At 63.2% G+C, this 22467-nt stretch carries 23 protein-coding genes; 13 read left to right on the forward strand and 10 right to left on the reverse strand.

The window, feature by feature from the left end:
* The first annotated feature begins 262 nt into the window (after positions 1–262).
* The 11 genes from LDZ23_RS22110 to LDZ23_RS22160 all read left to right on the forward strand — a co-directional run bounded on the left by LDZ23_RS22110 (position 263) and on the right by LDZ23_RS22160 (position 10255).
* Positions 263–1480 carry an ABC transporter substrate-binding protein gene (locus LDZ23_RS22110; protein ID WP_051996429.1) on the forward strand — a complete coding sequence of 406 codons (1218 nt, stop codon included), beginning with the start codon at positions 263–265 and terminating at the stop codon, positions 1478–1480.
* Positions 1481–1563: 83 nt separating this feature from the next.
* Positions 1564–2436 carry a branched-chain amino acid ABC transporter permease gene (locus LDZ23_RS22115; protein ID WP_034470891.1) on the forward strand — a complete coding sequence of 291 codons (873 nt, stop codon included), beginning with the start codon at positions 1564–1566 and terminating at the stop codon, positions 2434–2436.
* A gap of 18 nt (positions 2437–2454) precedes the next feature.
* Positions 2455–4239 (forward strand): branched-chain amino acid ABC transporter ATP-binding protein/permease, encoded by a 1785-nt coding sequence (locus LDZ23_RS22120; RefSeq protein ID WP_008348195.1) that lies wholly within the window; start codon positions 2455–2457, stop codon positions 4237–4239.
* The gene (locus LDZ23_RS22125; protein WP_008348196.1) at positions 4223–4927 is read left to right on the forward strand and encodes an ABC transporter ATP-binding protein; all 705 of its coding nucleotides are present in this window, start codon (positions 4223–4225) and stop codon (positions 4925–4927) included. The genes LDZ23_RS22120 and LDZ23_RS22125 overlap by 17 nt, the downstream gene beginning before the upstream one ends.
* A gap of 48 nt (positions 4928–4975) precedes the next feature.
* Entirely contained in the window at positions 4976–5512 is a 537-nt protein-coding gene (locus LDZ23_RS22130) for a 2,4'-dihydroxyacetophenone dioxygenase family protein (RefSeq protein ID WP_008348198.1), read from the forward strand.
* Entirely contained in the window at positions 5509–6528 is a 1020-nt protein-coding gene (locus tag LDZ23_RS22135; protein ID WP_008348200.1) for an NAD(P)H-quinone oxidoreductase, read from the forward strand. The genes LDZ23_RS22130 and LDZ23_RS22135 overlap by 4 nt, the downstream gene beginning before the upstream one ends.
* A gap of 1 nt (position 6529) precedes the next feature.
* Positions 6530–7291, forward strand: coding sequence for an SDR family oxidoreductase (locus LDZ23_RS22140; RefSeq protein WP_033536210.1), 762 nt, complete (start codon positions 6530–6532; stop codon positions 7289–7291).
* Entirely contained in the window at positions 7288–8391 is a 1104-nt protein-coding gene (locus LDZ23_RS22145) for a glycerol dehydrogenase (protein ID WP_008348204.1), read from the forward strand. Before LDZ23_RS22140 ends, LDZ23_RS22145 begins: the two co-directional genes overlap by 4 nt.
* Positions 8388–9404, forward strand: coding sequence for a LacI family DNA-binding transcriptional regulator (locus LDZ23_RS22150; protein WP_033536211.1), 1017 nt, complete (start codon positions 8388–8390; stop codon positions 9402–9404). Before LDZ23_RS22145 ends, LDZ23_RS22150 begins: the two co-directional genes overlap by 4 nt.
* Positions 9405–9503: 99 nt before the next feature.
* Positions 9504–10046 (forward strand): hemerythrin domain-containing protein, encoded by a 543-nt coding sequence (locus tag LDZ23_RS22155; RefSeq protein WP_008348207.1) that lies wholly within the window; start codon positions 9504–9506, stop codon positions 10044–10046.
* Between the two features lie 29 nt (positions 10047–10075).
* Complete coding sequence (locus LDZ23_RS22160; protein ID WP_008348209.1) at positions 10076–10255, forward strand: hypothetical protein; 180 nt, start codon at positions 10076–10078, stop codon at positions 10253–10255.
* A gap of 21 nt (positions 10256–10276) precedes the next feature.
* Here LDZ23_RS22160 and LDZ23_RS22165 read toward each other — a convergent pair whose 3' ends face one another.
* From LDZ23_RS22165 to LDZ23_RS22180, 4 genes are all read right to left on the reverse strand, one after another.
* On the reverse strand, positions 10277–10582 hold the full coding sequence (locus LDZ23_RS22165; protein WP_008348212.1) for a hypothetical protein: 306 nt from the start codon (positions 10580–10582) through the stop codon (positions 10277–10279).
* Positions 10579–10953 carry a phage holin family protein gene (locus LDZ23_RS22170; protein ID WP_008348214.1) on the reverse strand — a complete coding sequence of 125 codons (375 nt, stop codon included), beginning with the start codon at positions 10951–10953 and terminating at the stop codon, positions 10579–10581. Before LDZ23_RS22170 ends, LDZ23_RS22165 begins: the two co-directional genes overlap by 4 nt.
* 81 nt (positions 10954–11034) lie before the next feature.
* The gene (locus LDZ23_RS22175; RefSeq protein WP_008348216.1) at positions 11035–11580 is read right to left on the reverse strand and encodes a low affinity iron permease family protein; all 546 of its coding nucleotides are present in this window, start codon (positions 11578–11580) and stop codon (positions 11035–11037) included.
* 181 nt (positions 11581–11761) lie between these two features.
* Positions 11762–12202, reverse strand: coding sequence for a DUF3597 domain-containing protein (locus tag LDZ23_RS22180; RefSeq protein ID WP_034470889.1), 441 nt, complete (start codon positions 12200–12202; stop codon positions 11762–11764).
* Positions 12203–12376: 174 nt separating this feature from the next.
* On the opposite strand from LDZ23_RS22180, the gene LDZ23_RS22185 reads away from it, so the two are divergent.
* On the forward strand, positions 12377–12961 hold the full coding sequence (locus LDZ23_RS22185; protein WP_033536212.1) for a hemerythrin domain-containing protein: 585 nt from the start codon (positions 12377–12379) through the stop codon (positions 12959–12961).
* Position 12962: 1 nt separating this feature from the next.
* Here the strand turns inward: LDZ23_RS22185 and LDZ23_RS22190 are convergent, their stop codons facing one another.
* The 4 genes from LDZ23_RS22190 to LDZ23_RS22205 form a co-directional block, all read right to left on the reverse strand.
* Positions 12963–15281, reverse strand: a complete 2319-nt coding sequence (locus LDZ23_RS22190) for an FdhF/YdeP family oxidoreductase (RefSeq protein ID WP_008348224.1) — start codon at positions 15279–15281, stop codon at positions 12963–12965.
* 107 nt (positions 15282–15388) lie between these two features.
* On the reverse strand, positions 15389–16621 hold the full coding sequence (locus tag LDZ23_RS22195; RefSeq protein ID WP_008348226.1) for a phosphatidylserine decarboxylase family protein: 1233 nt from the start codon (positions 16619–16621) through the stop codon (positions 15389–15391).
* 55 nt (positions 16622–16676) lie between these two features.
* The gene (locus LDZ23_RS22200; RefSeq protein WP_008348228.1) at positions 16677–17993 is read right to left on the reverse strand and encodes an MFS transporter; all 1317 of its coding nucleotides are present in this window, start codon (positions 17991–17993) and stop codon (positions 16677–16679) included.
* A 41-nt stretch (positions 17994–18034) separates the two neighbouring features.
* The gene (locus tag LDZ23_RS22205) at positions 18035–19309 is read right to left on the reverse strand and encodes a glucarate dehydratase family protein (RefSeq protein ID WP_008348230.1); all 1275 of its coding nucleotides are present in this window, start codon (positions 19307–19309) and stop codon (positions 18035–18037) included.
* 155 nt (positions 19310–19464) lie between these two features.
* On the opposite strand from LDZ23_RS22205, the gene LDZ23_RS22210 reads away from it, so the two are divergent.
* Positions 19465–20160 carry a GntR family transcriptional regulator gene (locus LDZ23_RS22210; RefSeq protein WP_033536277.1) on the forward strand — a complete coding sequence of 232 codons (696 nt, stop codon included), beginning with the start codon at positions 19465–19467 and terminating at the stop codon, positions 20158–20160.
* A gap of 3 nt (positions 20161–20163) precedes the next feature.
* Here the strand turns inward: LDZ23_RS22210 and LDZ23_RS22215 are convergent, their stop codons facing one another.
* Together LDZ23_RS22215 and LDZ23_RS22220 are read right to left on the reverse strand one after the other, a co-directional pair.
* Positions 20164–21420, reverse strand: coding sequence for an aromatic ring-hydroxylating oxygenase subunit alpha (locus LDZ23_RS22215; RefSeq protein ID WP_008348234.1), 1257 nt, complete (start codon positions 21418–21420; stop codon positions 20164–20166).
* 117 nt (positions 21421–21537) lie between these two features.
* The gene (locus LDZ23_RS22220; protein WP_008348236.1) at positions 21538–22464 is read right to left on the reverse strand and encodes a LysR substrate-binding domain-containing protein; all 927 of its coding nucleotides are present in this window, start codon (positions 22462–22464) and stop codon (positions 21538–21540) included.
* Positions 22465–22467 lie beyond the last annotated feature (3 nt).

A 22467-nucleotide genomic window follows, 5' to 3' on the forward strand; every position in this document is an offset into this window, starting at 1 on the left:
CGCACAACAGTTTTTGATAGATTGATCTCAGTTTATAGCATTCTTGTTAGGATCGTGACATAGGGAAAGTTCGGAGACGACCGCGCCGAGTCTCACTCTTCCGTGCAAACCCTCGGTTGACGTCTTTGCGTTCATCGACGCAAACTTGAAGCGCTTCAAATCCAATCGATCAACCCAAACAGAGCAAATTCGGCAACGCGACCGAACTTTCTTGCTTTCGATTTGAAGCGCTTCAATTTCGAACGATACAAGGAGACACCGCATGTCCTCGCACTTTCCCCGCACTGTCCTGCGCGCGCTCGCCGCCGCGTGCGTGGCAGCATCGAGTCTCACTGCCGCGCACGCCGCCGACATCAAGATCGGCGCGCTCTTCCCCTTCAGCGGCGGACTCGCGCTGCTCGGCGACGAAAGCTATCGCGGCGTGCAGCTCGCCGTCGACGAGCGCAACGCGGCGGGCGGCATCAACGGCGAGAAAGTGGTGCTCGTCAAGGCCGATGCCGTCGATGCCAATCAGGCCGTCGGCGAAGCGCGGCGTCTGACGTCGGTGGAAAACGTGTCGGCGGTGTTCGGAAGTTATTCGTCGGCGGTGTCGTCGGCGGCGACGCAAGTGACCGAGCTCGCGGGCGTGCCGTTCTTCGAACTCGGCGCGACGGCGGACACCATCACGAGCCGCGGCTTCAAGTATCTGTATCGCAGCAACTCGACCACGAAGACCTTCGCGGACGGCACGCTCGAAGCGCTGACCAAGGTCGTCGCGCCGCAACTCAAGGTGGATCCGAAGACGCTGAAGATCGCGATCATCGCGGAAGACGGGCCGTACGGCACGCTCGTCTCCGGCTTTCAGAAGGAAGGCGCGAAGAAGCTCGGTCTGAACGTCGTGCAGGTGCTGCCGTATTCGGCGAAGAGCGTCGATCTGTCGTCGCTGATTCTGCGTCTGAAGGGCGCGGACGTCGATATCGTGCTGCAGACCTCGTATCAGAACGACTCGATCCTGTTCTTCCGCCAGGCCGCGCAGGCCGGCTTCAAGCCGAAGGCGGTCATCGGCGCGGGCGGCGGCTATTCGCTCTCGGATACGGCCAAGGCCGTCGGCGCGCAAATGAACGGCGTATATGACATCGACTTCCCGCAAGTCGCGATGAACGAGAAAGGCGCACCCGGCCTCGAAACATTCACCGCCGAATATCAGAAGCACTTCGGCATGGCACCGCGATCGGGCCATAGCCTCGTGAACTATGTCGGCGCGAAAGCGTTCCTCGATGTGCTCGCCAACGCGAAATCCACCGACAAGGACAAGATCCGCGCCGCCGTGCTCGCCTACAAGAAGCCGACGGGCACGACCGCCGCTGGCTGGGGCTTCCAGTTCGCCGACAACGGCCAGAACCAGCTCGCGACCACCAACGTGATGCAGTGGCAAGGCGGCAAGCTCGTCACCGTCTATCCGGAAGCGGTCGCGATCGCGAAGCCCGTCGCGGCGCAGTAAAACCGCCGCTGTCGACCCGCATTTCTCTTTCACTCGAACCGTGCGGCGCGTGACACGCGCTGCGCGGTGTCCAGGAAACGAGCATGTCCATTCTTCTGCAACTTCTGGTCAACGGCCTGTTGCTGGGCGGCGCGTACGCGATCATCAGCATCGGCCTCACGCTGATCTTCGGCGTCGTGCGCGTGGTCAACTTCGCGCACGGCGAGCTGCTGATGGTCGGCATGTACGCCGTCTGGCTGCTCGCCGCGAAGCTCGGCTGGCATCCGTATGTGTCGGCGGTGCCGGTCGCGCTGCTGCTCTTCGCATTCGGCGTGCTGATTCAGCGCTTCATCATCCAGCCGCTGCTTTCCGCCGACGCGCACATTCAGATTTTCGCGACCGTCGGCGTGTCGACCGCGCTCGTGAATCTCGCGCTGATGATCTTCGGCGCGGACGTGCATCCCGTCGATGTGAGCTTCGGCACCGAGCATCTGCAGTTCGGCGACATCAACATCGTGAGCGGGCAACTGATCACGTTTGCCGCCGCGCTCGCGGTCGCGGGCGGGCTGCATCTGTTCCTGCAACGCACCTACACCGGTCGCGCGTTTCGCGCGGTGGCGCAACATCGCTACGCGGCCTCGCTGATGGGCGTCAACGTGAAGACGACGTACGTGCTCGCGTTCGGCATCGGCGCGGCGCTGGTCGGGCTCGCGTCGGGCTTGCTGGTCGCGCAGTATCCGGTGTTCCCGACCGTCGGCCAGTACTTCGTGCTGACCGCGTTCGTCATCGTCGTGCTGGGCGGTCTCGGCAGCTTGCCGGGCGCGCTCGTCGGCTCGATCGTGATCGGGCTCATCGACAGTCTCGCGGGCTACTACATCTCGCCCGACATGAAGGAAGTCGTCTACTTCGCGATCTTCCTCGTGATTCTCGTGGTGCGCCCGACCGGTCTCTTCGGTCTCGGACGCGGCTCCGAATAACGTTCAGCGAGGCATTCGATGTTTCCCAATCTCCTGCATCCGCGAGGCTACATGGGCGCGCTGGCGCTCGTCGCGCTGCTCGCCGTGCCGTTCGCGCTGCAATCGCCGTTCGCGTTTCACCTGGCCGTGCTCGTGTGCATCTTCGGCGCGCTCGCGACGGCGTGGAATATCGTCGGCGGATTCGCCGGGCAGTTGTCGCTCGGACACGCGGTGTTCTACGGCATCGGCTCGTACGCGGCGACGCTGCTCGTCATCAACTTCGGCATCACGCCGTGGCTCGGCATGTTCGCGGGCGCGGTGATCTCGGCGATGGCGGCGATCGTCATCGCGTATCCGACGCTGCGTCTGCGCGGACCGTTCTTCGCGCTCGCCACGATCGCGTTCCTCGAAGTGTGCCGCCTGCTCACGGTGCACGAGGAAAGCTGGACGGGCGGCTCGGCGGGCCTGAACGTGCCGCTCAACATCGGCCTGCAATGGATGGTGTTCCGCGAAAAGTGGGCGTATCTGCTGATCGCGTTCGGCTTTCTTCTGGTGACGTTGTGGGCCGCGTGGCTCATCCGCCGCTCGCGCTTCGGCTTCTACCTGATCGCCGTGCGCGAACGTGAAGATGCGGCGCGCGCGGTCGGCGTGAACGCGGTGAAGGTGAAGATCGGCGCGGCGGTGATCTCGGCGGTGCTGACGAGTCTCATCGGCTCTTTCCACGCGATGTATCTCACCTTCATCGATCCGTCCGCGGCGTTCTCGCTGGAACTGTCGGTGCAGATCGCGATGTTCGCGCTGATCGGCGGACTCGGCAGCGTCGCCGGGCCGCTCGCGGGCACCGTCCTCGTGCTGCCGATCGCCGAGCTTGCGCGCGGCTGGCTCAGCTCGTTCGGCAGCGGCACGCACGGCTTCGTCTACGGTGTCGTGTTGGTGCTCGTCGTGCTGTTCATTCCGCGCGGACTCGTCGGGCATCTGGGCGGCTTCGTGCTGCGCTTCATCGACCGTCTGCCCGGCGCGCGCACGCCGCCGCCCGCACGGGCGAAGTCGATCGCGCCCGCCGATGCGTTGCCGCTCGGCACGCCGCTGCTCGTCGCGGAGCATCTGAAGAAGCGCTTCGGCGGACTCGTCGCGACCGACGATGTTTCCCTCACGCTGCACGCCGGCGAGATTCTCGGTGTGATCGGCCCGAACGGCGCGGGCAAGACGACGGTCTTCAATCAGCTTTCGGGCTTCATCCGGCCGAACGAAGGCATCGTGAAGATTCGCCTCGCCGATGGCACCTGGGCCGAACCGCGCACGCCCGATGCGTTCGCGAAGGACGGCGTCGGCCGTACTTTCCAGATCGCGCAGCCGTTCGCGGGTCTCTCGGTGCTGGAGAACATCATGCTCGGCGCGTTCATGCATACGCGGGTCCGCGTCGAAGCGGAATCGATCGCACGCGAAGTCGCGGAGATCACCGATCTCACGTCCTTGCTCGATACCGAAGCGCGCAGCCTCACGGTCGGCGGCATGAAGCGTCTCGAAGTGGCGCGCGCGCTCGCCACGCGCCCGCGCGCGCTTCTGCTCGACGAAGTGATGGCCGGTCTCAATCCCGCCGACATCGCGCGCGCGATCAACATGGTGCGGCGCATCCGCGATTCAGGAATCGCCGTGCTGATGATCGAGCACATGATGCAGGCGACGATGGCGCTGTCGGACCGCATCATCGTCATCAATGCCGGGCGCATGCTGAAGGAAGGCAAGCCGTCCGATGTCGTCAACGATCCTGAGGTGATTCAGGCCTATCTCGGCAAGGGGTATCTCGATGCTCAAGCTGCATAACGTCTCGGCCGGCTACGGCAAGAGCGAAGTTCTGCGCGGCGTCTCGCTCGATGTGCAGGAAGGCGAGATCGTCACGCTCGTCGGCGCGAACGGCGCGGGCAAGACCACGACGCTGAAGACGCTATGCGGAATCGTCGCGGCGCGCGGCGGCAGCATCACGTTTCAGGGACAGGAACTCGTCGGCAAGTCCTCGCACGACATCGTCGCGATGGGCGTCACGATGATTCCCGAAGGCCGTCAGCTGTTCCCGTTCCTGAGCGTCGAAGAGAACCTGCTGATGGGCGCGTTTCGTCACGCCGCACGAAGCGCGCGGCGCGAACGCATGGACGAAGTGCTCGAACTCTTTCCGCGCGTGCGCGAGCGTCTCACGCAACTTGCCGGATCGCTGTCGGGCGGCGAGCAGCAGATGGTCGCCATCGCGCGCGGCATGATGTCCGCGCCGAAGCTCCTGATCTTCGACGAACCGTCGCTCGGTCTTTCGCCCTTGCTCGTCGAGCAGATGTTCGAAGTCGTCGGCACGGTCGCGGCGCGCGGTGTGACGGTGCTGCTCGTCGAACAGAACGTGTTCCATACGCTCAAGCTCGCGAACCGCGGATACGTGCTCGAAAACGGCGCCATCGCGCTTTCCGGAACGGGCGCAGAATTGCTCGATAGTCCCCACGTGCGGCGCGCCTATCTCGGTCATTGATTCAGCGAACCGGCGCATCGCATCCAGAAACCACGGAGATAAAAACTCATGCAAACCGAAGTGAAACCCGACGAACAAGTCATCGCCTATCAGTTGCCGCAAGTGCCGTACATGTCGAAGGATCTCGTGCACGGCGGCGTCATGACCGACTGGCTCGAAGACGACAACCTGTGGGTGCCCGCGACCGAAACCGTGTCGTTCAAGCCGCTCATTCTCAACGCGAGCCAGGGCTATTACGTGAATCTGCTGCGCGTGCGCCGCAGCGGCGTGATCTCGCGGCATCGTCATAGCGGCGCCGTTCATGCGATGGTGCTCAAGGGCCGCTGGTACTACCTCGAACACGACTGGGTCGCGGAGCAAGGCGGCTATGCGTTCGAGCCCGCGGGCGAAACGCACACGCTCTTCGTGCCCGAAGACGTGCCCGAGATGATTACCTGGTTCCATGTCACGGGCGGCTATACCTATGTCGATCCGCAAGGCGTCGCGCAGGGTTACGAAGACGTCTTCACGAAGATCGAGGCGGCGCGCCGGCACTATGCGTCGATCGGTCTGCCCGCCGATTACATCGAATCCATCATCCGATGAACGCCATGACATCCACTCTTCCCGCATCGATGCAATACGTCGACCACGGCGCGGGCGGCGCGCCCGACTGCATGCGGCTCGCGCAGGGACCGCTGCCCTCGCCCGGCCCGAACGACGTGTTGATCGAAGTCGCCTACGCAGGCGTGAACCGACCCGACGTGCTGCAACGCTCGGGTTCGTATCCGCCGCCGCCGGGCGCATCGCCGCATCTGGGACTCGAGGTGTCGGGGCGCATCGTCGCAACGGGCGCGGAGGTCACGCAATGGCGCGCCGGCGATGAAGTCTGCGCGCTCGTGCCCGGCGGCGGCTACGCGCAATACTGCATCACGGATGCATCGCATTGTCTGCCGCTGCCGAAAGGCTTCACGCTGCTGCAGGCCGCGGCCTTGCCCGAAACGTACTTCACCGTCTGGACCAACGTGTTCGAGCGCGGCCGCCTGCAGGCGGGCGAAACGTTTCTCGTGCACGGCGGATCGAGCGGCATCGGACTGACGGCGATCCAGCTCGCGCACGCATTCGGCGCGCGCGTCATCACGACCGTCGGCAATGCGGAAAAAGCGCAGGCCTGTCGCGAAGCGGGCGCGGATCATACGATCAACTATCGCGACGAAGATTTCGTCGATGCCATCGCGACTCTCACCGATGGAAAAGGCGTCGACATCATCCTCGACATGGTCGGCGGCGACTACATCGCGCGCAATATCCGCGCGCTCGCGCTCGAAGGCCGGCTCGTGCAGATCGCGTTTCTCGAAGGCAGCCGCATCGAACTGGATGCCATGCCGATCATGCTGCGCCGTCTCACCTTTACCGGATCGACTCTGCGCGCGCGCGGCATCGAACAGAAAGCGGCGATCGCGAAAGCGCTGCACGCGCACGTCTGGCCGCTGCTCGAAGCGGGCCGCGCGCTGCCCGTGATTCATCGCGTGCTGCCGCTCGCCGACGTCGCGGCCGCGCACGCGCTGATGGAGTCGAGCAGGCATATCGGCAAAATCATGCTAAAAGTGGGAGACCAATAACGTGCGGCACGACAAGCGTGTGGTCCTGGTGACGGGTGGCAGCGGCGGCATCGGCGAGGCGCTCGTCGAGCGCTATGCGCGCGATGGCGCGGCCGTCGGCATCGTCGATGTCAACGAAGAAACAGGCGCGGCGCTCGCAAGACGTCTCGCCGATGCGGGCCTGGGCGTGCATTTCGCCCATGCCGACGTCGGCGATTTCGCCGCCTGCGAAGCCGCGTGCCGTGCGATCGAGGCCGCGCTCGGTCCGGTCGATACGCTCGTCAACAACGCGGGCATTTCGCCGAAACACGCGGGCAAGCCGATGCCCGTCTGGCAGATGTCGCCCGACGAATGGCGCCGCGTGATGGACGTGAACGTGAACAGCGTCTTCAACTTCTGCCGCATTCTTGCGCCGGGCATGGTGGAGCGGCGCTTCGGACGCATCGTGTCGATGTCGTCGGTGGCGGGCAAGGCGTACCTCGACATCGTCGCCGCGCATTACAGCACGACGAAAGCCGCGCTGATCGGCATGACGCGGCATCTCGCGGGGGAGCTCGGCCCGCACGGCATCACAGTGAACGCGATCGCGCCGGGGCGCATCGATACGCCGCTCGTTCGCGGCGTCGCGCGGGAGGCCAACGAAAAGGTCGCGCAAGAAACGCCGTTGCGGCGGCTCGGCGCGCCCGACGAAGTGGCATCGACGTGCCTGTTCCTCACATCCGATGAAGCCGCGTTCGTCACCGGCCAGGTGATCGACGTGGCCGGCGGATGGCTGATGACATGACGACGCACGCGCCGTTGAGAACCATCGGCTTTCCGGGGCGATACACGCAAGGGCCGGGCGCGTTGTCCGCGCTCGGATCGACGCTCGCGGAACTCGGCGCGCGACGCGCGTTCGTGCTCGTCGATGGCGCGGTCATCGATCGCGTGTCGGCGCAAGTCACGCGATCGATCGAAGACGCGCACATCGTCACGTTTCCCGGCGAATGCACGGCCGCGGTCATCGCGAAGCTGAGCGACGATGCGCGCGAACTCAACGCGGATGCCGTCGTGGCCATCGGCGGCGGCAAGACGATCGACTCGGCGAAAGGCGTCGCCCGGGCGCTGAACGTGCCGATCGTGATCGCGCCGTCCGCCGCTTCGAGCGATGCGCCGACGAGCCGCCTCATCATCCTGTACGACGACGCGCATCGCGTCGCGGGCATCGACATGTTGCCGCGCAATCCGGACGCGGTGATCGTCGATACCGCGTTGATCGCCGCCGCGCCCGCGCGTCTCTTCGCGGCCGGCATCGGCGATGCGCTCAGCAAGAAGTACGAAGCCGCGCAATGCCAACGCGCCGATGGCCTGAACTCGTACGGCACGCCGCCGCTGCCGGGCGCGCTGCTGCTCACGCGCGCGACGCTCGCGATCCTGCTCGAAGACGGCGCGCGCGCCTACGCCGACATCCGGCGCGGCGAACTCACCGATGCCGTCGAACGCGTGATCGAAGCGACCGTGCTGTTGAGCGGCGTCGGCTTCGAGAGCGGCGGCCTGTCGCTCGCGCATGCGCTGATCCGCGGACTCACGGCGATTCCCGCGATGGCCTCGATGATGCACGGCGAACTGGTCGCCTTCGGCACGCTTGTACAATTGTTCGTCGAAGATACATCGCCCGAAGAGATCGAACCGTTGGCCACGCTCATGACCGCAACCGGATTGCCGCTCACGCTCGCACAACTGGGGCAGCACGCCCCGCTTACATCGGCACAGCAAACGCTCATCGCAAACGCCACGCTCGCCACGCGCTATAGCCGGCACATGTCGCCGCCGCTGACGGCTGCGCGGCTGATCGAAGGCATCGCCCGCGCCGATGCCTATGGACGCGCGCGCAGCCCATCATGAAACCCACGCGCGCTACGCTCGCGGATGTCGCGCGGCTGGCGGGCGTCTCGCTCGGCAGCGCGTCGCGCGCCTTGTCCGTGCCGGATCAGGTCAAGCCGCAAACGCTCGCCAATGTGCAGCGCGCGGTCGAACAGCTCGGCTACGTGCGCAACGGCGCGGCGCAGGCGCTTGCCTCGCGCAAGACGCGCACGGTCGCGGCCATCTATCCCACGCTCAACAATCCCATTTACGCCGATTCGATTCAGGCGCTTCAGCAGACGCTTTGGGGTTATGGGTATCAGTTGCTGATCGCGAGTCACGAATACAAACCGGCGCGCGAACTCGAATTGCTCCGTGCGATTCTGGAACGCGGCGTCGACGGGCTCGTGCTCGTCGGCACCGATCATCCCCCTGAAGTTTTCGAACTCACGCGCCTGTACGCGTTGCCTTATGTTCTGACGTGGTCGGTGGATGAAACGCAGTATCCGCATTGCGTGGGCTTTTCCAATTTCGACGCGGCTTACCGGCTGGCGAAACGCATCGTCGGATTCGGGCATCGGCATGTCGCGATGTGCGGCGGCTCGACCTTCGGCAACGAACGCGTGCGCGCACGGCAGGCCGGCACGCGCGCCGCGCTCAGGGAAGCGGGATTGGATCTGAGACCCGAATGGATCGTCGAAGCGCCGTTCACCTTTGAAGGCGGCAGGCAGGCGCTGCGCGAACTGTGGGACGGCGAAGCGCGGCCCAGCGTGGTCATCTGCGGCACCGATCTACAGGCAATCGGTCTGCTGGACGAATGCCGCGCGAAGGGCATTCGGGTTCCCGACGATCTTTCGGTAACGGGCTTCGACGATATCGAACAGGCGCGGCTCACCCAGCCGCCGCTCACGACGGTACGCGTTCCGTCGCTGGAGATCGGCACGCGCGCCGCGCGGCATCTCATGGCGCTGATCGACGGCAAGGACGGCGATAACGAGCTCGTGCTCGATGCGCCCGTCGTGGAACGCGGCACGCTGGCCAAACCCGCGGCCTGAACGCATCGTTCCGATTTTTAGTTTCATCGCCCGCGATGCGTCGTAGGCCCGCTCTTTGCTCGTCATCGTGACACCCCACATTCCGAAAAGGAGTTCACGATGCCGCGCCAACCCTCCACCCAGCCGACGACCACCGCCCCGTCCGGCGCCGCCCGCAGCCAGGACGCGATTCAGGTGCTGACCGACGATCATCGCGCCGTGCAAAAGCTGTTCGACGCGTTCGAAAAAGCGGAGACAGACGATCTCGACGCGAAAGCCACGCTCGTGCGCCGCGCCTGCGAAGAACTGACGGTTCACGCGATGATCGAAGAAGAGTTGTTGTACCCGGCCGCGCAGGAAGCGCTGGACGAAGACGACCGGCCCGATGTCGAAGAGGCTTACGTCGAGCACTATCTCGTCAAGGTGCTGATCGAGAAGTTCACGCAGCTGAAGCCGTCCGACAAGGGTTTCGACGCCACGTTCAAGGTGCTGTCCGAAATGGTGAATCACCATATCGAGGAAGAAGAATCGGAACTGTTTCCGAAATTGCGCAAGTCCGGAGCCGATCTGGACGCGCTCGGCAGCAAGCTGATGCAGCGCAAGGAACAGCTCGAAGCGAAAATCCCGAAGGACGCAGGCGATAACACGATGCGCCTGCATTGACGCTCTTGAGCGCGCACCGGAGCCGAATCATGAAAAACCCCTGGGCGAAGAAGAACCCTTTCCTCAGCATGTGGTTTTCCGGTGCGAACGCGGTCATCGGGGCGACGCGCGGCCGCGCGACTGCGCAAGCGAAACGGCAAGCGTCGACTCTCTTGACGGCCGCGCTCACGCCGCCGCGCAAGCCGAAGAAGCGGCGCGCGCGGCGTTGAACACCATTCATCCGCGAACGATCATTCGCGCAGCGCGTTGAGCAGATCGCCGAACGCCCGGTGAGTCGACGCGCTCAATCCCGCGCCGACCGCCGTCTGCACCGTGCGACGCAAGCCGAGAATCGCGACACCCACCAGCGCGAGCGCGATGAGTTCCGCATTGGGCGTGCGCAGAAACCATGGCGCGGGACGGGCACTCGCCGGCAGTGCGCGGCGCGGCGCACGCGCGATTCGCATCGGTTCGTCGGCCATATGCGCGGCGATCAGCTCCGCGCGCGATTCCGCCATGCGCGCGAGCACGACGCTCTGAGCTTCGGCGTGCTTCATTGCGTCGCCTCCTTGATGGCATCGACGTCGCGGCGCAACTCGCTGCGCAGCAACTGGAACGGCTCGGCCGGCTTGCGCGACATCATCACGATGACCGCGATCACCGCGACCGCGAGCCACGCAGCCGCGACGCACCACGCCGTCAGCACGAGATGCGGCGTGCCGACAGCCGTCACGATCACCGCGATCGATACGAACGACAGCGTGAACAGCGCGCCGATCGCGAGCGCGACGAGTGCGACGACTTCATGCAGCACGCGCTTCTTGGTTTCAGCGAGTTCGATCGGAATCAACTCGCCGTAGTCGACGAGGCGTCTCGTGCAGAAATGGCCGACCCTGCGCCAGTTGGCGATTTTTCTCTGAATTGTCATCGTTACTTCTCCGGCGAGTTTTTGTCGAAACGGAGTGTTACCGATGACCAACAGCAGTGTGCATGCCAGCGCAACGCAACTTCATCGTGTCCGCTTGGCCGCGGTCTTGGCGTGAGCGCGCGCGAGACGCCGCGCGATGTCGGCGGCCGCGCCGTCGTCGGTCCGCGCTGGAGCTTCGCCGCCCTGCTTTTCCGATGCGAGTTGCAAATAAGCGGCGGCCAGCTTGCGCAGTTCTTCCTCCGTTGCATCTTCGATACCGATCAGCTGATTGCTCGCCGTGCGATGCGACGCGAGCAACTCGTTGAGCTTCAGATGCATCGCCACGCTGTCCTTGTTCGCGCTCTGCTGAATCAGGAACACCATCAGAAACGTGATGATGGTCGTGCCCGTGTTGATGACGAGTTGCCACCCGTCCGAAAACTTGAATAGCGGTCCGGATATCAGCCAGACCACGATGCAAATGACCGCCAGCCCGAACGCGACCGGCGAGCCGGCCCATCTCGTGACTGCGCTTGCGAAAGCATCGAACGCGCGAGTGACGGGATGTGCGTTCGCATAGGCCGGGCTGGACGTGTTGGGCACCGTGTCCAGCGGCGCCGCGTCGGAAATCTGGTCTCTGTCGTTCATGTTTCTCCCCTGCATACTGCAAAAGAAAGGTTCGAGCTACCGTGCCTTTCGATGGACGCGTCGTGCCTTCCCGGAAATGCGTCGTCCGTATCGTTTTTTTCTTGTTGTTTCGACCGTCTGGCGGACGACGCACGCTTCGACCTGCCATCGCGCGCGTCTTCCGTCTGATGAAAAGCGTCGCTTACTTGAGTTCGTCGGGCACCTTGCCGCCGTTTTCCGCGAGCTTCTGCATGACCTGCTTATGAAGCCAGATATTCATTGCAGCGGAATCTTCCGTGTTGCCCGAGTAGTGCAGTTCCGCAGCCAGTTCCTTGCGCGCGGACAGGCTGCTGTCCAGACCGAGCAGCTTCATCAGATCGACGATCGACGTGCGCCAGTTGAGCTGCTCGCCGTGATTCGCCTGCATCTTCGTCAGCACGGCCTCGACGTCCACTTCCTGCATCGGCGCGGCGGCTTGTGCGGCCGGTTGTGCGGGCGTGGACGCGGCGGTGGACGTCGTCGGCGCGGCGGCAGCGCCTCCGGCCGGCGCTGCGGCCTGACCCGCAGCCGTGCCCGTGCCGGTGCTCGCCGGTGCGCTGTCGTGGTGGAAGATCTTGTTCAGGATATTGGAAAAAATACTCATGGCCCCTCCTTCAGAAGTGAGTTCACGAAAGATGCAAGTCCCGTGCCGCTACCGCCGCGCATGCGATGCGGAATAACGCTTGCTGATCGCATGTCGTGCCGGAGCGAGCACGATAACGCGTCTTTCCCCACCACCACAGCAGAGCTGCAAAGCCGCCAAGGAGTCACCGTGGATATGCCTTCCTGTTCCCCTTCCATCACGACGATGATCCGCATGGATCACACGCATGTCATGGCGGCGTTTCATCGCTATCACGCGGAGACATCGTGGTGGAGAAAGCGCGCGATCGTCGAGCTTGCGTGTACTGCACTTGAAATTCACGCGCAACTGGAGGAAGAAATCTTTTATCCCGCGTTGAGCGAGGCAATGGCAGGCGACGAGCGTCTCGCCAAAAGCAAGCCCGAGCACGACCAGATGCGCGAAGACATCGCGAAGCTGCGCGCGATGGGTCCGCAGGACGCCGCCTACGACGCGCGTTTCATGCAGCTCATGCGTGAAGTGATGCATCACGTCGCCGATGAGGAAACCGTCTTGCTGCCCACTGCCGAACGCGCGCTCGCTTCGCAGTTGTCGGAACTTGGTGCGCGCATGACAAAGCGCCGCATGCAACTCGTCGCACAGAGTCGTCCGTCTGCGATTGCGGCGAATACGTTCGGAACGTTTCCGCTCGCATCGCTCGCCGTGATGTCCCTTGGCGCGCTTGCGATCGCGCATTGCTTGCGGCCCGCTTCCGCGCGCCGCATCCGTCGATCTGCATGATTCAGTGTTCGCGCGGCGCGCCGTTGACTTCGACGATGAACACCGGAATCGACTTCGCGCCCGGCACCTTGCTTTCCTTCGCGCAATGCCATAGCGGGAGCAACGGATTGCACTCGGGGTAATAACCCGCGATGCATCCTTCCGGTATGTCATACGGATGTATGCGCAGGCCCGCCACACGCCGATCGAAACCATCGTCGGCAATGGTGCGCAGCGTGATGCGGTCATCTTTCTTGAGGCCGTGTCGCGCCATGTCGGCTTCGCACATGAAGATCACCATGCGATCGCCCTTGACGCCGCGAAAGCGATCGTCGTGACTATAGATCGTCGTGTTGAACTGACTGTCGCTGCGCAGCGTCATGAGGCGCAGCGAATCGGGTTCGCGTTCGGGCATGTCCGGGTCTTCGCCGAGCGTTTCCGGCACGAAGAATTCCGCCTTGCCGCTCTTCGTCTGCCACTTGCGTTCGCGCGCGGGCAGAGCGCGAGGAAAACCGCCGGGCGTCCACATTCTTTCGTTGAAGTCGTGAAAGCTCTCGGGATACGTCTTCGCGATTTCATCGCGTACCAGCGCATAGTCGTTGCGCCAGCGATCCCAGTCGATGGTCGATCGCTCGCCGAGCGTATGCTTCGCCAGTTCCGCGACGATATACGGCTCCGAGCGCGCATCCGGCGACGCGGGCTCCGCGACGCCGCGCGAACCGTGAATGCAGCCGGTGCTGTCTTCCATCGTGACAGCCTGCGCGCCGCTCGCTTGCGTATCGATCTCGATGCGGCTCAGACACGGCAGAATGTACGACTTCTCGCCATGCACGAGATGACTGCGATTGAGCTTTGTCGCGACATTGACGGTGAGCTTCAGACCGCGCCACGCCGGTTCGATGCGCATGCGGTCGGGCACCGAACGCACGAGGTTGCCGCCAAGATTGATGACCGCGCCGACCTTGCCATCGAGCATGGCTTCGAACGCTTCGACGATATTCATGCCCTTCTCGCGCGGCGGCTCGAAACCGAACTGGCTCGCGAGCTTGTCGAGCGGCGCGAGCTCCGGCTTCTCGGTGATGCCGACAGTGCGCTGCCCCTGCACGTTCGAATGCCCGCGCACCGGCGACGGTCCCGCGCCCGGCTTGCCGACATTGCCGCGCAGAAAGAGCAGATTGCACAGCATGCGTACGTTCTGCACGCCCTGCCTGTGCTGCGTGATGCCCATGCCGTAGTGGGCCATCACTGCGTTCGCGCGCATGTATTCGTCGGCGGCGGCTTCCATGTCAGCGCGCGGCAGTCCCGCCACGCGCTCGATATCGTCCCACGATGCAGCGCGCACGTAATTCGCGAAGGCTTCGAAGCCCACGGTATGCGTTTCGATGAAATCGACATCGAGTACGCGCGGTTCGTTCGCTTCCTTCGCGCGGTCGTCGGCGTGAATGACGGCCTTGCAGATGCCGAGCAACGCAGCGGTATCGCCGCCCGTTTTCAGCTGATGATATTGCGTGCTGATGAGCGTATGCGCGGGCGTCATCATCTCGACGGGCGACTGCGGGTTGGCGAACTTCAGCAGTCCCGGCTCGCGCAGCGGATTGAACGTGATGATCGGCACGCCGCGCTTTCTTGCTTCCTGCAGCTGATGCAGCATGCGCGGGCTGTTGGTCCCGACGTTCTGTCCGAGGAAGAACATGAGGTCGGTCTTCTCGAAGTCCTCGAGCCTGACGGTGCCGACGCCCACGCCGATCGCTTCCTTCAGTCCGACGCTCGTGCTTTCATGGCACATGTTCGAACTGTCGGGCAGATTGTTGGTGCCGTACATGCGCGCGAAAAGCTGATACATGTACGACGTTTCCAGCGATGCTCTGCCCGATGCATAGAACACGACGCTTTTCGGATCGAGCGCGCGCAGTTCGCGGCCGATGTCCTCGAAGGCTTCCTGCCACGAGACGCTCACGTACTTGTCGGTGGCCGCGTCGTAACGCAGCGGCGCGGTGAGACGTCCCGCGTCCTCGAGATCGTGGTCATGCCACGCGCATAGCTGCGTCACCGTATGAAGCTCGAAGAACTGCGGCGTCATGCGCTTCGCCGTCAGATCCCATGCGGTTGCTTTCGCGCCGCTTTCACAGAACTCGAAGGTGTGCGGATCGGCGGGCTTGGCCCACGAACAGCTCACGCACGCGAAGCCTTCGGGCTTGTTCTGCTTCATGAGCACGGTGCTCGCCTTGAGCGGCACCTTCTCGTGAACGAGCGCGCCGGTGACGGCTTTGAGCGAACCCCAACCGCCCGACGAATAGGGATAAGCGTCGTTCTTGCGAACGGCATTGTCTGATTCGGCCATGTCTTTGCCTCGCGCGTTGTGCGTTTATCTGCATGTATTTGCCTGATGCGCGAGCAATTGCCGTTCCTTTCTAATTGCTTAAGCGAACGCAGTTCCGTGGCCGCAATTCAGCGCGCCGTGCAAAGATGCGCGTTGACCTGCACGGGCGGCGCATCGTCATCGAATGGCTTCTGGCGCTCGAAGCTTTCGATCACGCCCGGCCTGAAGACGAGGCAATACGTGGAACCTCCGTATTGGAAGTAGCCGAGCTCTTCGCCCTTGCGCACGCGCTGGCCCGGCAACGCCTCAATCATGCATGACGACACTTCCGCCATGCCGACGAACACGCACGCAACCTCGCCGATGTCCGGATCGTCGCAATCGATGACGATGACCGCGCGCGCCGCGACCGCAGTGATATAGCCTTGCGAATCGTTGAGGCTGCCGGGATCTTCGCCTTCCGAGTCGGCATCCGAGAAGTAGGTGCCGTCGACGAGATATGCCTTCACGATCGTGCCGCTCACCGGCGCATGCCAGCGATGATAGAAAAACGCGCTTAGAAAGGCCTGATACACCGTGCCACCGACGAATCGCTTCGCGAGTTCCGCTTCTTTCGCCGTGAACATGTCCATCAGCGAATAAGGCTGCGACTGGATCCAGAACGAGTCTTCCAGTTGCACATCGTCCTGGACGTTATAGGGCGAAGCCTCGCACGCACTGACGATGATCTTGGCGTTATCCGGCTCTGCAACAGGCCGCGCGCCAGGCTTGAATTCGCGCGTGAAGAAATGATTCCACGACGCGAAGCCCCAATACGGCTTATGCGGATCGCAGAGAAACTGGTGCAGTCCGATCTTGCTATCGGCCTCTTTGCTGAACCAGCCATCGGGCGCGTCGGTGTTCAGATGCGTGCGCGAATACGGTCCGCTGAGAAAGCCGGACCACACGTTCAGCACGCGCTTCAGATGCGCGTTGAATGCGGGATCGCGAAAGAGCGCATAGCCCGACGGCATGACCATCGGCCAGTCTAGCAATGCGTTGATGGGGCAATGGATCAGGCTCGATTCGCTGAACGGCGGCGCGTACGTCAGCATCGCATCGAGCAATACGATGAATTCGTCGATGCTCGCATAACCGAGCTTGAATCCGGCTTCATGCGCCTGACGGATCGCGCGCGTGAAGTCCATGCGCACGACCGGATCGTCGTGGATGAAAGCCGCCATCTCTTCGATGACGCTGTTGCGTTTCGTCTTGCCCGCGCGCTGCCGGGCGTACTCGGCGAATGTCTCGCGAAAGCGCGCGATCGCCTGCTCTTCGCGCGGGAGCCATTCGCCCAGTCTCTGGCGCTGGTTCGTCGCCATTGTCGTCTCCGATCGATGTACCGATCGAAGACGGTCAGCAGTTTGTATGCCTCCCTTACTTCTGCACGCCCGGCCGCAGCGCCGCGACGTCGCGCCCTTCGCGAGGCGTCATGCGAGCGAGGAACACGACGCCCGCAGCGAGAATCGACATCACGGCGAGGCCTGTCAGGCCGCCCTGAATCGAACCCGTCTTTTGCTCGAGAAAGCCGAAGGTGGCCGGCGCGACGAAGCCGCCCAGATTGCCGATCGAATTGATCAGCGCAAGCACGGGCGCGGCGATGCGCGCATCGAGATAGCCTTGCGGAATCGGCCAGAACAGCGACGATGCAGCCTTGAACCCGATAGCGGCAAAGCAGATTGCAACGAACGAGAACACCGGACTGCCCTGGCCCGCTGCGTACATGCCGGCGGCCGCGATGAGCAACACGCACGCGACCCATGCCTGCTGAAACTTAAAGCGCGCCGCGAGCGCCGCGAACAGATACATCGCGACGATGGAAATGAGCCACGGAATCGAGTTGAACAATCCGACCTGGAAATCGTTCAGGTGCCCCATCTTGCGGATGATGCTCGGCAGCCAGAACGTCGCGCCATAGATCGTCAGCGACACCGAGAAATAGATCAGGCAGAAGATCAGGATCTGCGGATCGCGCATCAGGCTCCACGACGACGGCGTCTTCACATGCGCGGCGTCGCGGCGGCGCTGCTCGTCTTCGATCTCCGTGACGATCGCGTCCTGCTCAGCGCGCGTGAGCCACTTTGCATCGCGCGGCTTCGAATCGAGCCAGAACCAGACGAAGCCGGCGAGCACGACCGACGCCATGCCTTCGATGATGAACATCCACTGCCAGCCGCGCAGGCCCGCGCCTTCGATCAGCATCAGCCCGCCCGAGATCGGGCCGGAGAACACGGAAGCGAGCGCGGAACCGCTCAGGAAGACGGCCATCGCCTTGCCGCGTTCATCGCGCGGCAGCCATTGCGTGAAATAGAACACGACGCCCGGAAAGAAGCCCGCTTCGGCCGCGCCGAGCAAGAGACGCATCGCATAGAACGAGGTCTCGCCCTGCACGAAGGCCATGCCCACGGCCGCGAGTCCCCACGTAACCATGATGCGCGTGAGCCACGCTTTCGCGCCGAAGCGCTGCATCAGCATGTTCGACGGCACTTCGAACACGGCATAGCTCACGAAGAACAGGCCCGCGCCGAGGCCATAAGCGGCCGCGCCGATGCCGAGGTCCGCGCTCAAATGCTGACGCACGAATCCGATGTTCACCCGGTCGATGTAATTAACGATGAACATCACGACGAAAAGCGGCAGCACATGCCACTTGATCTTGCGAACGGCGCTCGACAGCGCGCTGGAACTGCTCATGAGGGTGTCTCCTTGAATGCCTTGTGTTGTTGTTCTATGGCTCAGAAGCGCGGATTCTTGCCTGAGAATTCCGGCTGATATTTGCGCATCTGCGAAAGGTCGTCGCGATTGCGCACGCCGCACGTCTTGTACTGCTCGTGCAATTCGGCGAGCTTCTCGCGATCGAGCTCGACACCGAGACCGGGCGTCGTCGGCACGCGCACCGCGCCGTTATCGAACTTCACGCGACCGCCCTTGATGACTTCCTCTTCCTGCCACGGGTAATGCGTGTCGCATGCGTAGGTGAGGTTCGGCACACTCGCGGCGACATGCGTCATCGCCATCAGGCTGATGCCGAGGTGCGAGTTCGAATGCATCGACATGCCGAAGCCCCAGAGCTTCGCCATGCGCGCGAGTGTCTGCGTGGCGCGCAGGCCGCCCCAGTAGTGATGATCCGAAAGCAGCACCTTGATCGAGCCCATGTTGCAGCCGCGGCGGAAGTCGTCCATCGTCGTGATGACCATGTTGGTCGCGAGCGGCAGTTTCGTGTGCTTCTGCAGTTCGGCCATGCCTTCGAGGCCGGGGCACGGATCCTCGTAGTATTCGAGAATTTCATCGAGCTGCGGCGCGGCCTCGATGCTGGTTTCGAGCGTCCAGTTCGCGTTCGGATCGAGACGCAGCGGCATGCCCGGGAACGCCTTCGCGAGCGCCTGCATGCACGCAATTTCATGCGCCGGCTCGAACACGCCGCCCTTCAGCTTGATGCTCTGGAAACCGTAGAGGTCGATCATGCGCTGCGCCTGCGCGACGATCTGCTCCGGGCTGATGCCCTCGCCCCACGCATCGGGCGCATACGGCTTGTCGATGTGCTCGGCGTACTTGAAAAACAGATACGCGCTGTAGGGCACGGCGTCGCGCACCTTGCCGCCGAGCAAGTCCACGACCGGCGCGCCGACGATTTGGCCTTGCAGATCGAGCATCGCCACTTCGAGCGTGCTGATGACCTTGGGCGCGTTTTTCGCGGCGTGCGAGCCGGGCGCGAGTTCGAATTCGACCGCGCCGGGCGTCGCGGTGATCGTCGCGCGCACGCGTTCTTCCATCACATTCAGATCGAAAGGAGACAGGCCGATGACGAGCTCCTTCGCCTGATCGAGCACCCGCAGCATCGGCTCGTCGCCGTAAGTCTCCGAGATGCCGACGCGTCCGTCGCTCGTCTCCAGTTCGACGATCGCGCGCAACGCCCACGGTTCGTGGATGCCCGCGGCGTTGAGCAACGGACCATCGCGGAATGCGATCGGCGTGATTCGAATCTGGGTGATGGCTATATCGCGGGTCATGTCGGGCGTTCCGAAAATTAATGGAATGGCCGAATGGTAAAGCACTAATATATTAATGTGTCAGTCGGGTAAACGCCGACCCGCCAACGGCTTACTCATCGGGCATGGGCGCGGCTATAGTACTAATGTTTCAGTCGCCTTCCTTTCAATCCGAAATGAATAATTCCGCTTCCGTGCATCGCCTGGACCGTTCTCGTCATGCCGCGCCGCAGGTGTTCGAGCGGCTGCGCGACATGATCCTGTCGCTCGAACTGGAACCGGGCACGGTGCTGTCGCGCACCGAACTCGCGACGCGCTACGGCCTGAGCCAGACGCCGGTGCGCGACGCGCTGATGAAGCTCGGCGAAGAAGGACTGGTCGATATTTTTCCGCAGCACGCGACGGTCGTAAGCCAGATCAGCGTGGCATCGGCGATGCAGGCGCACTTTCTGCGTCGCTCGATCGAACTGGAAATCGTGCGCACGCTCGCGCGGGAGCATAAGGCGTCGCTGATCGCGCGGCTGCGCGCGACGATCGCGGAACAGATGGAATGGATGGAGCCGCAGGACGTCGAGCAGTTCTCAGCGCTCGATCAGGCGTTTCATCGGCAGATGTATGAAGCCGCGGGCGTGCCGCAGTTGTGGGATCTCGTGCGCAGACTCAGCGGGCATATCGACCGGTTGCGGCGGCTGCATCTGCCGGTCGAAGGCAAGACGATGGCCGTGGTGCGCGACCACACGGAAATCGTCGATGCCATCGAAAAAGGCGATGCCGATGCCGCCGATGCCGCGTTGCGCAAGCATCTTTCCGGCACGCTCAGTCAGGTGGACGAGATCCGCACGCGCCACCCGACCTTCGTCACGGATCACTGATGTTCAAACGCCGTGCGCGCTCAGGCGCGCCGAATACCAGCGCGAAAACTGCTCCACGTAGCTTTCCGTGAACGGCGAGAACACCGCTGGCCGATACGCCGGATCCTGCGTGCCTTCGTGCGTGATTTCGACGAGATGCTTGTCCTGCGCGTTCGTCGCGACCCACACTTCCGTCAGATCCTGAAGCTGATAATCGACGCCTTCGACGGCATCCGCGTGCACGAGCCATTTCGAACGCACGAGCGTTTTATCCGGCGCGAGCGGGATGATGTACGAAATCACCGCATGATCGCTCATGACGTGCGTCCATGAGTTGTGCGTCCAGAGATGCGTGTCGCCGAGATCGCGGCGCTGCAGATTGCCGAGCAGCTTCTGGCTCGCGACCTTCGTGCTGATCGTCTGCGACTCGCCGTAGCCCGCGATCACGAGTTGTTGCGTCCGGAATTGCGTGACCGCATCTTCGTCCAGCCATTCGACGGTCGCGCTCGTGAAGCCGTCGTTCTCCCAACTCGCCTGACACGCCGCGTTCCGTTTTTTATAGGCTTCGATTTCGAGCAGCGATTCTTCGCTGAGATTCTCCGGACAGAAACCGAAATCTTCCGGCAAAAACGAGGCAGTGAGTTCCGGATGCGTCGCGGCGCAGTGATAGCACTCGCGATTGTTCTCGATCACGAGCTTCCAGTTGCCGTTCTCGATGATCTCCGATTCGAACGCGATCTTCGTGTTCGTGAGGTCGTAGGGCGCGAAGCGCGGCGCCATCGTGTCTTCGAGCTTCGCGATGTCCGCCGGCGGCTCGTCGGCGAGGCACACGAAAATATGTGTCCCGACGATCCGCGTATGCACCGGCAACAAACTGCGGCACTTCGCGTCGAAATCCTTGCCCATGTGCGCGGCGTGGCGCAGGCTGCCGTCGAGATCGTAAGTCCATTGGTGATACGGGCAGACCAGCATGCCGACGGTCGATTTCCCCGGTTCCTTCAGGCGCGCGCCGCGATGCCGGCAGACGTTCCGATAAGTGCGGATGTTCTCGTCGTCATCCCGAACGATGATGATCGAAGCACGGCCGATATCGACGGTCGACACATCGCCCGGCTCGGGCACGTCCGCCGTCACGCCGACCAGAATCCAGTGCTTCTGGAAGAAGACCTCGACGTCCGTCTCGAACACGTCCTGCCGTCCGAACAGCTCGCCGGGCAAGCCATGCCCGGGCTCGCGGCTGCGGATCAGTTCGCCATGCGTCTTCATTTGCACTTCGGACATCGTCGCTCTCCAACGTTCAGGGTATCGGGACTTCGAATGGTCCCGCCATATTCCGAGTATTGGATCGCTGAAAAATAGCGTCAATGCGCTTTATTTTCGGTGTCGCATGACTTTGGTTTATGCGAGCGCCCCGTCGCGCAGCCATTCGATCAGACCGCCGATGGCAGGCGTGAAAGCGCGGCCATGCGGCACCACGGCGAAGTACGAATCGGTCGGCCTGAACGATGCCACTTCCAGCCTGACGAGATCCCCGCTCTCGATAAAATCCTGAACGAGCCGGCCCCATCCGAGCGCGACGCCCTGGCCGTAGCGCGCGGCCTGGATCGCATCGGTATAGAGGCTGCAACGCAGCGCGAAGTTCAGGCGCATCGGCCGGCATCCGAGCGCGTGGAACCACTCTTCCCAGCCCATCCAGCCTTCGGTCGTCGAATCCGACTCGACGAGCACCGCGCCAGCCAGTTCGTCGAGCGTCGCGGGCGCGGGCTGCTTTTGGAGCCATGAAGGCGCGCAGACCGGAAACACCTCCTCGTCGAACAGCAAAGTCGCCGTGCCGTCCGGCCACAGCCCGTTGCCGAAGCGCACGGCGACGTCGATTTCCTTGTGCCGCAAGTCGGCCGTGAACATCTGCGTCGACAGCCGCAACTGCAGGTCGGGCTGCAACGCCTTGAGCGACGCAAGCCGCGGCAGCAGTCGAAAATGCGAAAACGCGGATGTCGCCGCGAGCACGAGTTCCTGCTGAACGGGCCCGCGCGCGAGGCGATCGAACACGCTCGCGATCTTCTGCATCGATTCCGCGACGACGCGATACAGCGCCTCGCCTTCGTCGGTCAGTTCGATCGCGCGATGCAGACGGCGAAATAGCCGCGTGCCGAGCGTCTCTTCGAGAAAGCGCACCTGCCGGCTCACGGCGGCCTGCGTAACGCCCAGTTCATGCGCCGCGAGCGTGAAGCTGCCGAGCCGCGCGACGGCCTCGAACTCCACCAGCGCCGTCACCGACGGAATGAGCCGCCGATAACCCTTCGTTTTTTCGGTTGCCGGTTTCATGCG

Origin of the sequence: Caballeronia zhejiangensis, from assembly GCF_022879815.1 — a bacterium.
GTDB lineage: Bacteria > Pseudomonadota > Gammaproteobacteria > Burkholderiales > Burkholderiaceae > Caballeronia > Caballeronia zhejiangensis.

What these genes read in the sequence shown, in the direction of transcription:
- LDZ23_RS22110 (WP_051996429.1), top strand. Translation starts at nt 263, where the DNA reads ATGTCCTCGCACTTTCCCCGCACTGTCCTGCGCGCGCTCGCCGCCGCG.
- LDZ23_RS22115 (WP_034470891.1), top strand. Translation starts at nt 1,564, where the DNA reads ATGTCCATTCTTCTGCAACTTCTGGTCAACGGCCTGTTGCTGGGCGGC.
- LDZ23_RS22120 (WP_008348195.1), top strand. Translation starts at nt 2,455, where the DNA reads ATGTTTCCCAATCTCCTGCATCCGCGAGGCTACATGGGCGCGCTGGCG.
- LDZ23_RS22125 (WP_008348196.1), top strand. Translation starts at nt 4,223, where the DNA reads ATGCTCAAGCTGCATAACGTCTCGGCCGGCTACGGCAAGAGCGAAGTT.
- LDZ23_RS22130 (WP_008348198.1), top strand. Translation starts at nt 4,976, where the DNA reads ATGCAAACCGAAGTGAAACCCGACGAACAAGTCATCGCCTATCAGTTG.
- LDZ23_RS22135 (WP_008348200.1), top strand. Translation starts at nt 5,509, where the DNA reads ATGAACGCCATGACATCCACTCTTCCCGCATCGATGCAATACGTCGAC.
- LDZ23_RS22145 (WP_008348204.1), top strand. Translation starts at nt 7,288, where the DNA reads ATGACGACGCACGCGCCGTTGAGAACCATCGGCTTTCCGGGGCGATAC.
- LDZ23_RS22150 (WP_033536211.1), top strand. Translation starts at nt 8,388, where the DNA reads ATGAAACCCACGCGCGCTACGCTCGCGGATGTCGCGCGGCTGGCGGGC.
- LDZ23_RS22155 (WP_008348207.1), top strand. Translation starts at nt 9,504, where the DNA reads ATGCCGCGCCAACCCTCCACCCAGCCGACGACCACCGCCCCGTCCGGC.
- LDZ23_RS22160 (WP_008348209.1), top strand. Translation starts at nt 10,076, where the DNA reads ATGAAAAACCCCTGGGCGAAGAAGAACCCTTTCCTCAGCATGTGGTTT.
- LDZ23_RS22165 (WP_008348212.1), bottom strand. Translation starts at nt 10,582, where the DNA reads ATGAAGCACGCCGAAGCTCAGAGCGTCGTGCTCGCGCGCATGGCGGAA.
- LDZ23_RS22170 (WP_008348214.1), bottom strand. Translation starts at nt 10,953, where the DNA reads ATGACAATTCAGAGAAAAATCGCCAACTGGCGCAGGGTCGGCCATTTC.
- LDZ23_RS22175 (WP_008348216.1), bottom strand. Translation starts at nt 11,580, where the DNA reads ATGAACGACAGAGACCAGATTTCCGACGCGGCGCCGCTGGACACGGTG.
- LDZ23_RS22180 (WP_034470889.1), bottom strand. Translation starts at nt 12,202, where the DNA reads ATGAGTATTTTTTCCAATATCCTGAACAAGATCTTCCACCACGACAGC.
- LDZ23_RS22185 (WP_033536212.1), top strand. Translation starts at nt 12,377, where the DNA reads ATGCCTTCCTGTTCCCCTTCCATCACGACGATGATCCGCATGGATCAC.
- LDZ23_RS22190 (WP_008348224.1), bottom strand. Translation starts at nt 15,281, where the DNA reads ATGGCCGAATCAGACAATGCCGTTCGCAAGAACGACGCTTATCCCTAT.
- LDZ23_RS22195 (WP_008348226.1), bottom strand. Translation starts at nt 16,621, where the DNA reads ATGGCGACGAACCAGCGCCAGAGACTGGGCGAATGGCTCCCGCGCGAA.
- LDZ23_RS22200 (WP_008348228.1), bottom strand. Translation starts at nt 17,993, where the DNA reads ATGAGCAGTTCCAGCGCGCTGTCGAGCGCCGTTCGCAAGATCAAGTGG.
- LDZ23_RS22205 (WP_008348230.1), bottom strand. Translation starts at nt 19,309, where the DNA reads ATGACCCGCGATATAGCCATCACCCAGATTCGAATCACGCCGATCGCA.
- LDZ23_RS22210 (WP_033536277.1), top strand. Translation starts at nt 19,465, where the DNA reads ATGAATAATTCCGCTTCCGTGCATCGCCTGGACCGTTCTCGTCATGCC.
- LDZ23_RS22215 (WP_008348234.1), bottom strand. Translation starts at nt 21,420, where the DNA reads ATGTCCGAAGTGCAAATGAAGACGCATGGCGAACTGATCCGCAGCCGC.
- LDZ23_RS22220 (WP_008348236.1), bottom strand. Translation starts at nt 22,464, where the DNA reads ATGAAACCGGCAACCGAAAAAACGAAGGGTTATCGGCGGCTCATTCCG.